The sequence below is a fragment of the Mesorhizobium sp. L-8-3 genome (genome assembly GCF_016756615.1).
In the GTDB taxonomy this organism is placed as follows: Bacteria; Pseudomonadota; Alphaproteobacteria; order Rhizobiales; family Rhizobiaceae.
This window is the reverse complement of sequence record NZ_AP023262.1, coordinates 7,584,618-7,597,812: the sequence shown is the minus strand read 5'-3', so window position 1 is coordinate 7,597,812 and position 13,195 is coordinate 7,584,618. Positions and strand designations below refer to the sequence as shown.

Annotated in this window: 11 protein-coding genes; 9 read left to right on the top strand and 2 right to left on the bottom strand. The window is 65.5% G+C overall.

The genetic code is table 11. The features are described 5' to 3' along the window. Positions 1–156: 156 nt before the first annotated feature. The 9 genes from JN302_RS35115 to JN302_RS35075 all read left to right on the top strand — a co-directional run bounded on the left by JN302_RS35115 (position 157) and on the right by JN302_RS35075 (position 11,217). Positions 157–1,977: a sulfatase family protein gene (locus tag JN302_RS35115; RefSeq protein ID WP_202330647.1), complete on the top strand. Its 1,821-nt coding sequence runs from the start codon at positions 157–159 to the stop codon at positions 1,975–1,977. A 77-nt stretch (positions 1,978–2,054) separates the two neighbouring features. Beyond that, positions 2,055–2,999, top strand: coding sequence for a formylglycine-generating enzyme family protein (locus tag JN302_RS35110; RefSeq protein ID WP_202330646.1), 945 nt, complete (start codon positions 2,055–2,057; stop codon positions 2,997–2,999). An 805-nt stretch (positions 3,000–3,804) separates the two neighbouring features. After that, positions 3,805–4,098, top strand: coding sequence for a helix-turn-helix domain-containing protein (locus JN302_RS35105; protein WP_202330645.1), 294 nt, complete (start codon positions 3,805–3,807; stop codon positions 4,096–4,098). A gap of 11 nt (positions 4,099–4,109) precedes the next feature. Continuing rightward, positions 4,110–6,122 (top strand): hydrogenase 4 subunit B, encoded by a 2,013-nt coding sequence (gene hyfB, locus JN302_RS35100; RefSeq protein WP_202330644.1) that lies wholly within the window; start codon positions 4,110–4,112, stop codon positions 6,120–6,122. Further along, positions 6,113–7,069 carry a respiratory chain complex I subunit 1 family protein gene (locus tag JN302_RS35095; RefSeq protein WP_202330643.1) on the top strand — a complete coding sequence of 319 codons (957 nt, stop codon included), beginning with the start codon at positions 6,113–6,115 and terminating at the stop codon, positions 7,067–7,069. The genes hyfB and JN302_RS35095 overlap by 10 nt, the downstream gene beginning before the upstream one ends. Beyond that, complete coding sequence (locus JN302_RS35090) at positions 7,070–7,735, top strand: hydrogenase-4 component E (protein ID WP_202308917.1); 666 nt, start codon at positions 7,070–7,072, stop codon at positions 7,733–7,735. It begins immediately after the preceding gene. Next, complete coding sequence (locus tag JN302_RS35085; protein WP_202334552.1) at positions 7,735–9,183, top strand: hydrogenase 4 subunit F; 1,449 nt, start codon at positions 7,735–7,737, stop codon at positions 9,181–9,183. The genes JN302_RS35090 and JN302_RS35085 overlap by 1 nt, the downstream gene beginning before the upstream one ends. 4 nt (positions 9,184–9,187) lie before the next feature. Next, positions 9,188–10,702, top strand: a complete 1,515-nt coding sequence (locus JN302_RS35080; protein ID WP_202330642.1) for a hydrogenase large subunit — start codon at positions 9,188–9,190, stop codon at positions 10,700–10,702. Then, complete coding sequence (locus tag JN302_RS35075; protein ID WP_202330641.1) at positions 10,699–11,217, top strand: NADH-quinone oxidoreductase subunit B family protein; 519 nt, start codon at positions 10,699–10,701, stop codon at positions 11,215–11,217. Before JN302_RS35080 ends, JN302_RS35075 begins: the two co-directional genes overlap by 4 nt. 555 nt (positions 11,218–11,772) lie before the next feature. Here JN302_RS35075 and JN302_RS35070 read toward each other — a convergent pair. Both JN302_RS35070 and JN302_RS35065 read right to left on the bottom strand, forming a co-directional pair. Next, complete coding sequence (locus JN302_RS35070; RefSeq protein WP_202330640.1) at positions 11,773–12,216, bottom strand: pyridoxamine 5'-phosphate oxidase family protein; 444 nt, start codon at positions 12,214–12,216, stop codon at positions 11,773–11,775. Positions 12,217–12,516: 300 nt separating this feature from the next. After that, the gene (locus JN302_RS35065; protein ID WP_202308912.1) at positions 12,517–13,149 is read right to left on the bottom strand and encodes a tyrosine-type recombinase/integrase; all 633 of its coding nucleotides are present in this window, start codon (positions 13,147–13,149) and stop codon (positions 12,517–12,519) included. Positions 13,150–13,195: the final 46 nt, after the last annotated feature.

Here is a 13,195-nt window from a genome sequence, read left to right as displayed (position 1 = left end):
GGTGCAGCGAAAAATGCAATAAATCCGGCCAGTGATAAGCCGATGTTTTCGCTCGGGCGCTCGCCAGCGATGCCATTATCTTATCGCTATGCGGAAAATTGGCATTGCCCCGTCGGCCGGGAACGATGCTAGCTCTCTGGCCGCAGGGAGGAGCCGATGTCCGCGAAGGATCGACCGAACATAGTGTGCCTCGTCAGCGAGGATTATCCTCCGCGTCTTGGCGCCTATGGTGATCCGGTTGCAAGGACGCCAAATCTAGATCGGCTGGCGGCCCAGGGGGTGACCTGGGAGAACGCCAACTGCACGTCGCCGGTCTGCGCGCCCTCGCGCTTCGCCATCCTGACCGGCCGCCACGCCGAGAGCTGCCCGCGCGCCCAGCACATGCAGACGAGGGCGCATCTGCCGGCGAGCTTCGACACCTATTCCGGCCTGATGCGCGAGGCCGGCTACTTCTGCACGAACAACTTCAAGACGCACTACAACTGCGACGTCGATCCCGACGCCATCTGGGATCAATGCAGCCCGAGGGCGCATTGGCGCCGCCGCGCGCCGGACCAGCCGTTCATGGCTGTGTTCAACGCGATGGCGACGCACGAATCCTGCACCTTCCAACCGCAGGAGGGAGCGGTGCATCCCAGGGATGTCGTGCTCCCGTCCTATCTGCCCGATACACCGGGCATGCGCGAGAGCCTTGCCAGGCACTACAACGCGGCGACGCGGATGGACGCCGAGATGGGCATGCGGCTGCGCGAGCTCGAAGAGGACGGGTTGGCGCAGGATACGATCGTCTTCTACTTCTCCGACCATGGCAGCGCGCTGCCGCGCTCCAAGCGCTATCTCTACGACGAGGGGCTGCGCGTGCCGATGATCGTGCGGGTGCCGCAGAAGTGGCGGCACCTGCTTCCCCATGCGCCAGGGTCGCGTCTCGCCGCGCCCGTATCTCTGGTCGACCTGTTCCCGACCTTTCTTGCGATTGCCGGGATCGAGCCCCCGCAAGGGCTGCAGGGACGGGTCTTCGTCGGCCCCGGCCGCGTGGACCGGACCTACGTCTTCGCCGGGCGCCACAGGATGGGCGAACGCTATGACCTGTCGCGCACCGTGCGATCCCGGCGCTACCGCTACATCAGGAACTATCAGCCGCACCGCCCCCTCGGCCAGCATGTCGCCTATGAATGGCTGGGCGCCCACTACCAGGATTATGAGCAGGCACGCCTCGACGGCGGGCTCGATCTTGTCCAGGGGCGTTTCTGGGGGCGCAAGCCGTTCGAGGAGTTTTATGACCTCCAGGCCGACCCCGACGCGACGGTGAACCTGGCCGGGCGGGCCGGGCATGCCGACGCGCTCGACGCCCATCGGACGGCTCTCGACGAACACATGCTGGCCATCCACGACGCCGGCTTCATCCCGGAGCATTCGCCTCTGGAAGGCTGGGAGGCCGCGCACGACCCCGCGCTCTACCCGCTGGAGGACGTCCTGGCGCTGGCGGCATTGTCGGCGCGCGCCGATCCCGCTGATCGTGAGCGACTGGTGACCGGGCTTGGCCATGCCTCCGCGGTGATGCGCTACTGGGCGGCGCAGGGCCTGATCGGCCTCGCCGTGCAGGGGCACGCGCTGCCCGACGAGGTCGCGCAGCGGTGCGCGACCGAGACGGACATCCACGTCGTGATCGCGCTTTCGGAGGCTCTGGGCATAGCCGGCGAACCCGAACCATGGGTGCGGCGCCTGACCGGCATCCTTGAGGCGGGCCCGGACCCCAGGGTGCGTCTGCAGGCGATGGAGGCGCTGACCTGCATGCCGCTGCGCCCGGCCATTTCATTGGCCGTGGTCGAAAGCTTCAACGACGCACACGACCAGTACCTGCGCACCGGCTCGATCTACCTTTCCCAGCTTCTGCGTGGCACCTATCGTCCACAGAATGTGATATTCGAGGAAAGCCGGCTGGATGCGCGGGCGCAGACCGGCGCGGCGAGGCTGTGAGCCGTGGACATGCGTAAACCTGCCGTGGGGCGTGGTGGTGGAGAGCGGGTCGCGTGCGGCAGGGAGTATGATGCGGCATGAGCTGTTGCGCGCATCGCCAGACGCCGGCCTCCGCGACGCCGCTCGACGGGGCGGCCCGGCGCGCCGACATCGTCCGCATCGCGGACCCCACGCCGCCCCCGCGGATCGGCTTTTCGGGCGGCAGGAGCCACGTCGGCACCTTGCGTCCTGAAATCCGCTCCGACGGCGAAGGCCTCGTCCGCGAGGTCAGGCTGCGCCCCTTCGCGGTCGACGCGGCACCGGTTACCAATGCGCGGTTCGCCGCCTTCGTCGCCGAGACCGGGTATCGGACCGAGGCGGAGCGCCTCGGCTGGGGGCCGGTCTTCCGCGGCCTGCTTGCCGATCCGTCGGCCCACCCGCCGTCGGCGTCGAGCACGCCCTGGTGGGTGTATTGCGAGGGAGCCTGGTGGGCCGAACCCGAAGGCCCTGGCAGTCACGTGCGCGACCGCGCCGACCACCCGGTCACCCACATGTCGTGGGCCGACGCCGGCGCTTTCGCGCAATGGGCCGGCGGCCGCCTGCCCACCGAAGCGGAATGGGAGCATGCGGCGCGGGGCGGGCTCGCAGGCGATCCGCGCTTCCCGTGGGGCGACCGTGAGCCGGACGACGCCGATTTCCTGCCCTGCAACATCTGGCAGGGCCGCTTTCCGGGCGACAACGCCTGCGCCGACGGATGGCTGGGAACCTCGCCGGTCGGCGCCTTTGCGCCCAACCAGGCGGGGCTCCACGACATGGTCGGCAATGTCTGGGAATGGACCTCGGAACCCTTCATGATCCGTTCCGCCTCGCGCGCCGCCAGGCTGCGCAACAGGCAGGCGGCCGAGGCGAGCCAGAAGACGATGAAGGGCGGCAGCTTCCTCTGCCACATCAGCTATTGCTACCGCTACCGCATCGCCGCGCGCTCCGGCACGTCGGCCGACAGCGGGTCATCGAACACCGGACTGCGGGTCTTCTACGACTAGGCAGATTCCGGAAAACTGTCCCACGGTTTTCCGACGGGAACCTGCGACAGAACAAAAGGCCTGAGCAGACCATTCGTTGGCTGGCCAGGGAATGTCTGCTTGGTGAGCGGTCGAGCAACGCGGCTGACCAGTCGCTGTGCCGCCAGCGGAACCTTCTGCTTTGGGTGTCAACTGGACGACCGGCCGGGTCGCGCTCCGCGAACCGGCTGCTCACTCCCGCATGCGGGGAGAGACCCGATCGGGTCTACGCTTTTTGCCAATCGCCGAGGTTTCCGATTGGCGAAATCCGAGCGGCCGGCCTCTCTCTCCCCGCTTGCGGGGGTGAGCAGCCGGTTCGCCGAGCGAATTCATCGTGCCAGCGGCACGATGAAAGGCCAGCGAACGCCGGGACGCTGCGAAGCAGCGGGGACCCGGCCGGGCGTCCGGCAGGACAGTGAGGGGCAAGCCAGGGGCGACAGCACCGCACATCCTTCGCCAGATTTTTGGTCGAAGCGATTCGGTCAATTTTAGACGCCGCCTTACGCCCCAACGGCAGCAGATTTGGGTGGCCCCGACGGATCACGGAAGCGGATCCTGCGTTTGCGCTGAAAAACGTCCGCTGCGATGGAAGTCGCGGTGTCGAGATCCATGGTCCGAGGGACGCCTTCTCCCTCCAGGAGTCTACGGTCGGGCTCCCCGTTTGGCCGCGCGGAACTATTGGGAGCGAGCTCATATCTCATATATCAATAATTGACGCAGTTTCATAAATATGTAGGTTACACATGGTATCATCGACATCGCAACCATCAGGGATGTGTGCCAGGCCGTGATCACGTCCGCGCAATTGCGAGCCGCCAGATCCCTGCTGGGGATCGACCAGCGCCAGCTCGCGGAACTCTCCGGACTTTCCGTGCCGACCGTCCAGCGCATGGAGGCGAGCGAAGGTGTTGTTCGCGGCAATGTCGATTCGCTCATGAAGCTGATCGCCGCCTTGGACCAGGCGGGCATCGAGTTGATTGGCCCCGGCGTCGTCAGCCAGGGCGGCGGGCGCGGCGTACGCCTGAAGGCGGGCCTGGGCAGCGGCAGGTCTGACGGGCAGACCGGAAACGTGGGGGCGTAAAGAGCACTGCGATGAGCCCGGTGGTCTTCCTCCTGCTGTGCGTCGCGGTGCTCCTCGGCACGGTCGTTCTGGCTGTTTGCCTTGCCCGATCGAAGGTGGCGACGATTTGGGTCTACTGCCTCGTGCTGGCCGCTTGTCTCGCTGCTGCGGTGACGGCGCTGTCCGTGCTCACGGGAAGAGGCGGGCCTTTCACCGTCGCCTTGCCGCTTGGGTTGCCTTGGGTCGGGGCGAACTTTGGTCTCGACGCCCTGTCGGCCTTCTTCCTTCTCGTCATCAACCTCGGCGGCGCGACGGCGAGCCTCTACGGACTGGGCTATGGCGCGCATGAGGAGGAGCCGCATCGGGTCCTGCCGTTTTTCGCGGCCTTCCTTGCCGGCATGAACCTCGTGCTGCTTGCCGGCGACGCCTTCGTCTTCCTCTTGTCGTGGGAGTTCATGTCGCTCGCCTCCTGGGCGCTGGTGATGGCTCACCACCACGATCCTGAGAACCGCCGCGCCGGCTACATCTATCTCTTGATGGCGAGTTTCGGCACGCTGGCGCTGCTGCTCGCTTTTGGCCTGCTGGCGGGGCCGGGCGGCGACTTCGCTTTCGAGGCGATCCGGCAGGGCACGCACAGCCCGGTCATGGCCGCGCTGGTGCTTGTTCTCGTCCTTGTCGGCGCCGGGTCGAAGGCGGGCCTTGTGCCGTTGCATGTCTGGCTGCCGCTGGCCCACCCCGCCGCCCCCAGTCATGTCTCTGCGCTGATGAGCGGCGTCATGACCAAGGTCGCCATCTACGCCTTCATCCGCGTCGTCTTCGACCTCGTCGGCCCGCTGCCGTGGTGGTCGGGGATGCTGATCCTGGCCTTCGGCGGCGCGAGTGCCGTGCTCGGCGTGCTGCAGGCGATCATGCAGGACGACCTGAAGCGGCTGCTTGCCTACTCGACGATCGAGAATATCGGGATCATCTTCGTCGGGCTCGGGCTGGCGCTTGCTTTCCGAAGCAACGGCATGGCGATGGCCGCGGCCCTGGCGCTCACCGCAGCGCTCTTCCACGTGCTCAACCATTCCTTTTTCAAGAGCCTGCTGTTCTTCGGTGCCGGCGCGGTTCTGACCGCGAGCGGCGAACGCCGCCTGGAGCGGCTCGGCGGCCTGATCCACCGCATGCCGGTTACCAGCTTCCTGTTCCTCACCGGGTGCGTCGCGATCTCGGCGCTGCCGCCGCTCAACGGCTTCGTCTCGGAATGGCTGACCTTCCAGGCCGTGCTGCTCAGCCCCGACCTTCCGCAATGGGGTCTGAAGATCATGGTGCCTGCGGTCGGCGGCACCCTGGCGCTCGCCGCGGCTCTGGCAGCAGCGACCTTCGTCAAGGCTTTCGGCATCACCTTCCTCGGACGTCCGCGCAGCGAAGCCGCGCGCACGGCGCACGAGGTCGACCGTTTCTCGCTCGCGGCCATGGCGATCCTCGGCCTGCTCTGTCTTCTGGCGGGCATTCTGCCCGGTTTCGTCATCGACATGCTGGCGCCTGTCACTCGCCTGCTGGCGGGCGGCGCGGTGCCGGAGCAATCGGCGCTGCCCTGGCTTTCGATTGTGCCTGCTGCGAAAAGTGGCAGCTCCTACAATGGCTTGCTCGTCTTCCTGTTCATCACGCTCTCGGCGCTGCTGGCGACGTGGGCGATCCATCGCTTCGCATCGCACAGGTTGCGGCGTGCGCCCGCCTGGGACTGCGGGTTTCCTGATCCGAGCCCGCTCACCCAATATTCGGGCTCCAGCTTCGCGCAACCGATCCGCAGGGTCTTCGTCGCGCGCGCTTTCGGCGTACACGAAAAGGTCGCGATGCCTGCTCCCGGCGACGTGCGGCCGGCACGCTTTGCGCTCGTCGTGCCCGACCCCGTGTGGGACCGGCTCTACCAGCCGCTCTGCGGCGTTGTGGATTTCGTTGCGCAGCGGATCAACCATCTCCAGTTCCTGACGATCCGGCGCTATCTCAGCCTGGTCTTTTTTGCGCTCGTCTTCCTGCTCCTGGTGCTCGCCATATGGAGCTGATCGAAAGCCTCCTCGTGCAGGGCATGCAGATGGCGCTGGTGCTGTTGGCGGCGCCGCTGCTCGCCGGCTACGTCCGCAAGATCAAGGCGCGGCTGCAGCGCCGGCAAGGCCCGCCGATCCTCCAGCCATATCGCGACATTCTCAGGCTGCTGAAGAAGGAGGCGGTGATCGCCGAAAGCGCCTCGTGGCTGTTCCGGGTCGCGCCCTACATGATCTTCGCCGCAACCTGGGTGGCCGCAGCACTCGTTCCGACATTCGCCACCGGCTTGATGTTCTCCTGGTCGGCCGATCTCATCGCCATCACCGCCCTGCTCGGCAGCGCGCGCTTCTTCCTGGCGCTCGCCGGCATGGATGTCGGCACCGCCTTCGGCGGCATCGGCTCCAGCCGCGAGATGATGATCGCGTCGCTGGCGGAGCCTGCGATGCTGCTCATCGTCTTCACCATGGCGCTGGTGGCGCGCTCCACGCAGCTTTCCGACGTGGCCGCCATGCTCGCCTCACCCGAGGTCGGGCTGCGTGTTTCCCTGGGCCTTGCGCTGATCGCGCTCGTCATCGTCGCCGTCGCCGAGAACGGCCGCATCCCGGTGGACAATCCGGCGACGCACCTCGAACTCACCATGGTGCACGAGGCGATGGTGCTCGAATATTCAGGCCGGCATCTGGCGATGATCGAGATCGCGTCGTTCCTGAAACTGCTTCTCTACGTCTCGCTGATCGGCTGCATCTTCGTCCCATGGGGCTTCGCCGGCACGGGCAGCGGCCTGTGGCGCTATGCTCTCGGTTTCGCCGCCTATGGCGCAAAGCTCGCCGTTGCCGGCCTCCTGCTTGCCCTTTTCGAGACCTCCATCGCCAAGATGCGGGTCTTCCGCCTCCCCGATTTCGTCGGCGCCGCGCTGATGCTCGGCCTGCTCGGCACCTTGCTCCTTTTCGTCTCGCGGAGCCTCTAGATGGGACACGGCCTGACATTCGACATCGCCCATCTTCTGGCCGGCGGGCTGGTGCTGGTGAGCTTCCTGATGATCTCGCAGCATCGGCTCTACGCGCTGCTCAATGCCTTCGCGCTGCAAGCGGTCCTGCTCGCCGCTTCCGTGGCCTGGCAGGCTTATGTGCAGGAAGCGCCGCATCTGTACATCACGGCGTCGATTGCCCTCGTCTTCAAGGCGATCGTGATCCCGGTCGGGCTGCACCGCATCATCCAGCGGCTCGGCATCCATCGCGAGATCGAGACCGTGATCGGTTCGGGCGCCACCATGCTCGCAGGCATGGCGCTGGTGGCGCTTTCGATGGCCGTCATGCTGAAGGTCACCACCGATGCCGATCCGTTGGCGCGTGAGGATCTGGCTTTTTCGCTGTCGGTCGTGCTGCTCGGCCTGCTGATGATGGTCAGCCGGCGCAATGCCGTGAGCCAGGTCGTCGGCTTCATGTCGCTGGAAAACGGGCTTGTGCTTGCCGGTACCGGCGCACGCGGCATGCCGCTGGTGGTCGAGATCAGCGTCGCCTTCTCGATCCTGATCGCCTTTTTCGTGATCGGCGTCTTCCTGTTCCGCATCCGCGAGCGCTTCGACACGGTTGATGTCCAGGCGCTCGACAGCTTCCGCGGAGAGCGCCGATGATGTCTGCCGCTTCCGCTGCAGTGGCGCTCGTCCTGCTGATACCGGTCGGTGCGGCGGCGATCCTGGCGCTGCTGCCGGGCTACCGTGTGACGGCACGCCTCAACATTGCCGCCTCCGGCCTGACCTTCCTTGCCTCGCTCGCGCTGTTCTTCGCCGCACGGCCGGAGCCGGGCTCCTATCTTTTCGTCGACGATCTCAACATCGTCTTCATCGTGCTCAACACCTTCGTGGGTTTCACGACCAGCATCTTCTCGGCGAGCTATATCGGCCACGAGTTGGAGACAGGGCGGCTGACGCCAACCTATCTGCGCTTCTACCACGCCATGTACCAGGTCATGATGGCGGGCATGAACCTTGCGCTGACGGCCAACAATATCGGCCTGATGTGGGTCGGGATCGAGCTTGCCACGCTGACGACCGTGCTCATGGTCGGCATCTACCGCACGCACGAGGCGCTGGAAGCCGCCTGGAAATATTTCATCCTCGGCAGCGTCGGCATCGGCCTGGCGTTGTTCGGCACGATCCTGGTCTACATGGCCGCGCTGCCGGTCGTCGGCGAGGGCGTGGACGGCATGGTGTGGACGGTCCTGGTCCGGAACGCTCCGCGCTTCGAGCCCGCGCTCATCAACGTCGCCTTCGTCTTCCTGCTGCTCGGCTACGGCACCAAGGTGGGGCTGGCGCCGCTGCATGCCTGGTTGCCGGACGCCCATGCCGAAGGCCCGACGCCGATTTCGGCCGTGCTTTCCGGGCTCCTGCTCAACGTCGCGCTCTATGCGGTGCTGCGCTTCAAGATCCTGCTCGCGGCCAACGAAGGCGCGATCGCACCCGGGCCGCTGATGGTGACGCTCGGCTTGGTCTCGCTGATCTTCGCCGCGCTGATGCTCTACCGCCGGCGCGACATCAAACGGCTGTTCGCCTATTCGTCGATCGAGCACATGGGCATCATCACCTTCGCCTTCGGCATGGGCGGGCCGTTGGCGAACTTCGCCGGGCTGCTGCACATGGTCATGCACAGCCTGACCAAATCCGGCATCTTCTTCGCGGTCGGCCATATCGCCCAGATCAAGGACTCGCAACGGATCGCCGATATTCGCGGCTTGACTGAGACGCATCCCTGGCTCGGCTGGAGCCTGGTCGTCGGCGTCGCCGCGATCGCCGGCCTGCCGCCGTTCGGCGTCTTCATGAGCGAGTTCCTGGTCGTGACGTCCACTTTCGCGCGCGAGCCGTTGCTCGCGGTCCCGCTCGTGCTCGGCATCCTTCTGGCGCTCGGCGCGCTTTTCTATCATCTCAACGACCTGGCCTTCGGCGAGCCGACGGGCAGCACCAAGCCTTCGGAAGCCTCCTACGTGCCGATGATCGTGCATTTCGGCCTGGTGCTGATGGCCGGCATCTTCCTGCCGCCGATGCTGGTGTCATGGTTCCAGAACATCGCAAGGATCCTGGGTTAGCGCCATGGCGGTCCTGATCGACTTTCTCAGCCAGGGAAGCGCACAGCCGCAGCACAGGCCGTGGCCGCGCGCGGTCGTCGAGCCGGACCTCTGGTCCGAAGCCGCCCGGCGTCTGGGCGTCGGCGAGTGGAGCCTGCTCGGCCTGTGGGCCGAAGCCAGGGCCGTTCATATGGCGCTGCTCGACGAGGCATCAGGCGAAATCGGCATCGCCAGCCTTGACTGCCCGGACGGCCGCTACCCTTCCGTGGGACTGCATCATCCGCCGGCCGTCCGCCTCGAACGGGCGATCCGCAGCCTGTTCGGACTGGAGCCGGATGGCCTCCCCGATCAGCGTCCCTGGCTCGACCATGGCAACTGGGACCTGCGCTATCCGCTGGCCGCGGAGCCGCGATCGACGCCGATCGACAAGGGGTATGCCTTCCTGCCGGTCGAGGGAGAGGGGCTGCATCAGATTCCGGTCGGGCCGGTGCATGCCGGCATCATCGAGCCCGGCCATTTCCGCTTCACCGCCAATGGCGAGACGGTGGTGCGGCTGGAGGAGCGGCTCGGCTATGTCCACAAGGGCATCGAAGGGCTCATGGCCGGCGCGACGGTGGCGGCCGCCGCCCGCCTTGCCGCCCGCACCTCCGGCGACAGCACGGTCGCCTACGGCCTCGCCTTTGCGCGAGCGGTTGAGGCGGCGCTGGGCGCGGAGGCTCCGCCGCGTGCCGTCTTGCTGCGGGCGCTGATGGCCGAGATGGAACGCATCGCCAACCACCTTGGCGATTTCGGCGCCATCTGCAACGACGCCTCCTTCTCATTGATGCTTGCCCATTGCGCGGTGCTGCGCGAGAGGGTTCTGCGCGCGGCGGACGGGGTGTTCGGCCACCGGCTGATGCGCGACCGCATCGTGCCCGGCGGGGTCTCCACGGATGTCGATAGGGAGGGCATCGCAGCGATCCGCGCTGTCGCCGCGGAAGTTGGCGCCCGCCTTCCCGCTCTCGTCGATCTCTACGACAACACCACCTCGCTGCAGGACCGCACAGCCTTGACCGGCATCCTCAAGCCCGCGCTTGCCTGTCAATATGCGGCGGGCGGCTATGTTGGCCGCGCGTCAGGGCGCAAATTCGACACGCGCAAGGCGCCGGGCTACGCGCCCTACGACGGGCTCGACTTCAGCGTGCCGACGCTCGAGGATGGCGACGTCAATGCGCGGGTCTGGATACGCATTCGCGAGATCGAGCAAAGCCTGTCGCTGATCGCGCAGCTTCTCGACCGCCTGCCCGAAGGACCGGCGCGTGTCAACCTGCCGGCGGCCACGGAGACCCGCGAAGGCATGGCGCTCGTCGAAGGTTTCCGCGGCGACATCCTGGTCTGGCTGAAAGTCAGCCCCGACGGCACCGTGGCGCGCTGCCATCTGCGCGATCCGTCCTGGTTTCAGTGGCCGCTGTTGGAAGCCGTCATCGAGGGCAACATCGTCGCCGACTTCCCGCTCTGCAACAAATCCTTCAACTGCTCCTATTCTGGCCACGACCTGTGAGAAAGCTGCTGTTCCAAAGCCTCATCCGGTCGCCGCTGACCGAGACCGCGCCCTCGGCGGAGGACAGGGCGCTTGCGGAGCTCGCCGGGTCGCTCGGCCGTGCCTCGCGGCGCCGGCTTGGCCGCTCGCTGTCGATCCGCGAGGTGGATGCCGGTTCCTGTAATGGTTGCGAACTGGAAATCCATGCTCTCAACAACGCCTTCTACGACATCGAGCGCTTCGGCCTGCGCTTTGTCGCCTCGCCGCGCCATGCCGATGTCCTGCTCGTGACCGGCCCCGTGACGAAGAACATGCGTATGGCGCTGGAACGCACTTACGACGCCACACCCGATCCGAAATGGGTCGTGGCGGTTGGCGACTGCGCCTTTGACGGCGGCTGCTTCGCGGGTTCTTATGCGGTGGTGGGCGGGGTTTCAGCCGTCCTGCCGGTGGATCTTCACATTCGCGGCTGTCCACCATCTCCATGTGAGATCTTGAAGGGACTGCTCGCGCTTTTGGAACATGCGTCAGCCTGAACGCTGGGATTTCCGGCTGCGGAGATCAACCCGCTTCCCTGTGTGCCCGTGCTCGCGCTGGACGACGGCGGGAAGGATCCGAGACCATCGTCATCGCCTCCTGTCTCGTCGGCACGGAAGATCACCGATGGCCGCTCTTGGAATGGGAGTCGGCTCGCCTGAATGATCGCGTTGGGGGCCGCGTCCTGACGGCCGGCTTTTGGGAAGCGCTCGACATTGAGCTGCTGTTCTGGGGCCGCCCGATCGGGCAAAGTATGCCCGGTCAGCTTTCGACCCCTTTGTCGTCGTTCCGGCTGCTCCGATCGCTGTCCGAAACTTGCCGTTCGTTCGGCGGTCCTCCAATGGCAAAGCCGCGGCCCTAAGCGGTCATTCGGCACTCACGCCCCGCGATACGGGCGTGGGGTCTACTGCTCGAGCGCCTCGCGCAGATCCATCATGGGTGTGGGGGAAGTGGCGTACCGCGAGGCTCGCCAACACAGGTTCTCCAGCCAGCGTAGAAGCCTGACCGCCCTCCAGGACTTCAGCCTTACGAACCCGCTCATCTAAGCTGAGATCTCAAACGACTCGCTTGCGGTCAAAACCGTAGCGCTCGAGATGAGTCAGATATACGGCCTCCGGGCGTGCCCGGTACCAATCATAGCCTTTGTCCAGAACATCCCCGGCGTTCTGGGGGAGGGGGAGCCCACGCTTCCCTTCCAGCATCTGTTCCCAGGCCAGATTGGGACCATCCATTTTCTCTACCCGGGCCGAAATCTGGAGCGCGCGCTCCGCCGTGGTATTATCCGAGGCAACAATGCTAAAGGCCGCCCGAGGGCTCTTGGCGAGTGCAAGGGAATGGCGGGTAGTAGGGAGAGAGATCCAGCAGATATCGTAATTTTCCGGGTTAATGAACACCACGGGCGCAGCCCACGGGCCTTCCTCATCGGCTACCGCCAACGTCATCGTCAGTGCGTCTTGCAGAATGTCCTTGGCGAGGGAGTCGGGGGTTGGAGATTCCATGCCCCAGCATACGGGAAGTCAGGGGCGGGGGGGGAATGGAGAATGATCGCCAACCGGCACCAAGCCTCGGTCCAAACTTCTTCCGCCCGCACCGTCGGCACAATCGATCTTGGGGCGTTAGGGGGACCGCTTCGAGGGCGCGTTTCCGTCGAAGCACTAAGGTCACATGAATGGCCGCTTTCTCGGATCCGGCGACTAGAACCGGACTGGCAGCAATCCACCCCCCATAATGCACGAGGCCATCGAGATTTCCCGCCTGTCGAAGCGGCCATCCGCGCTGAGTCGGATGACCGCTCAACGTCAGATTTCGGTTCGCTCGGCCAGGAGCAGCGCGTCCTCCACGTCGACACCAAGATACCGAACGGTGTTCTCAATCTTGGAGTGACCGAGTAAGATCTGGATGGCTCGGATATTGCCCGTCGCCTTGTAGATCATCGAAGCCTTCGTGCGACGAAGCGAGTGAGTGCCATATTCTTCTGGCCGCAGCCCGATCGCGGTCACCCACTCGTCAACGAGGCGGGCGTACTGCCTTGTGCTCATGTGGTGTGCGTGATCGATCCGGCTCGGGAAGGCATAGTCGTCGACCGTTCCGCCACGCCGTTCGAGCCAAGACAGGAGGCTGACCCTGACATCGTTGGTGATCTCGAACTGGACCGGGCGCCCTGTCTTCTGCTGAATCACGATTGCGCGGGTCCTGACCTCAGGGCCGGCGACCACATCACGAATCCTGATCTTGACCAGGTCGCAGCCGCGAAGCTTGCTGTCGATGGCAAGATCGAACAGCGCGCGGTCACGAATGCGCCGCTCGCGATCGAGGAAGAAGCGGACGGCCCAAATCTGCTTCTGCGTGAGCGGACGCTTTGTGCCGACCTTCTTTCCAGCGTTCCAAGCTGCACGCTCGCGGCTGGCATCATCGAATTGAGAATATCCCATTTGAGTTCTCCTCGGCCTTGATTGGCCAAGGAAGAAACGGCGCGGG

Bases quoted from the DNA above. Each gene is read 5' to 3' on its own strand.
- JN302_RS35115 (WP_202330647.1), top strand. From the start codon at position 157: ATGTCCGCGAAGGATCGACCGAACATAGTGTGCCTCGTCAGCGAGGAT.
- JN302_RS35110 (WP_202330646.1), top strand. From the start codon at position 2,055: ATGAGCTGTTGCGCGCATCGCCAGACGCCGGCCTCCGCGACGCCGCTC.
- hyfB (WP_202330644.1), top strand. From the start codon at position 4,110: ATGAGCCCGGTGGTCTTCCTCCTGCTGTGCGTCGCGGTGCTCCTCGGC.
- JN302_RS35095 (WP_202330643.1), top strand. From the start codon at position 6,113: ATGGAGCTGATCGAAAGCCTCCTCGTGCAGGGCATGCAGATGGCGCTG.
- JN302_RS35090 (WP_202308917.1), top strand. From the start codon at position 7,070: ATGGGACACGGCCTGACATTCGACATCGCCCATCTTCTGGCCGGCGGG.
- JN302_RS35085 (WP_202334552.1), top strand. From the start codon at position 7,735: ATGTCTGCCGCTTCCGCTGCAGTGGCGCTCGTCCTGCTGATACCGGTC.
- JN302_RS35080 (WP_202330642.1), top strand. From the start codon at position 9,188: ATGGCGGTCCTGATCGACTTTCTCAGCCAGGGAAGCGCACAGCCGCAG.
- JN302_RS35070 (WP_202330640.1), bottom strand. From the start codon at position 12,216: ATGGAATCTCCAACCCCCGACTCCCTCGCCAAGGACATTCTGCAAGAC.
- JN302_RS35065 (WP_202308912.1), bottom strand. From the start codon at position 13,149: ATGGGATATTCTCAATTCGATGATGCCAGCCGCGAGCGTGCAGCTTGG.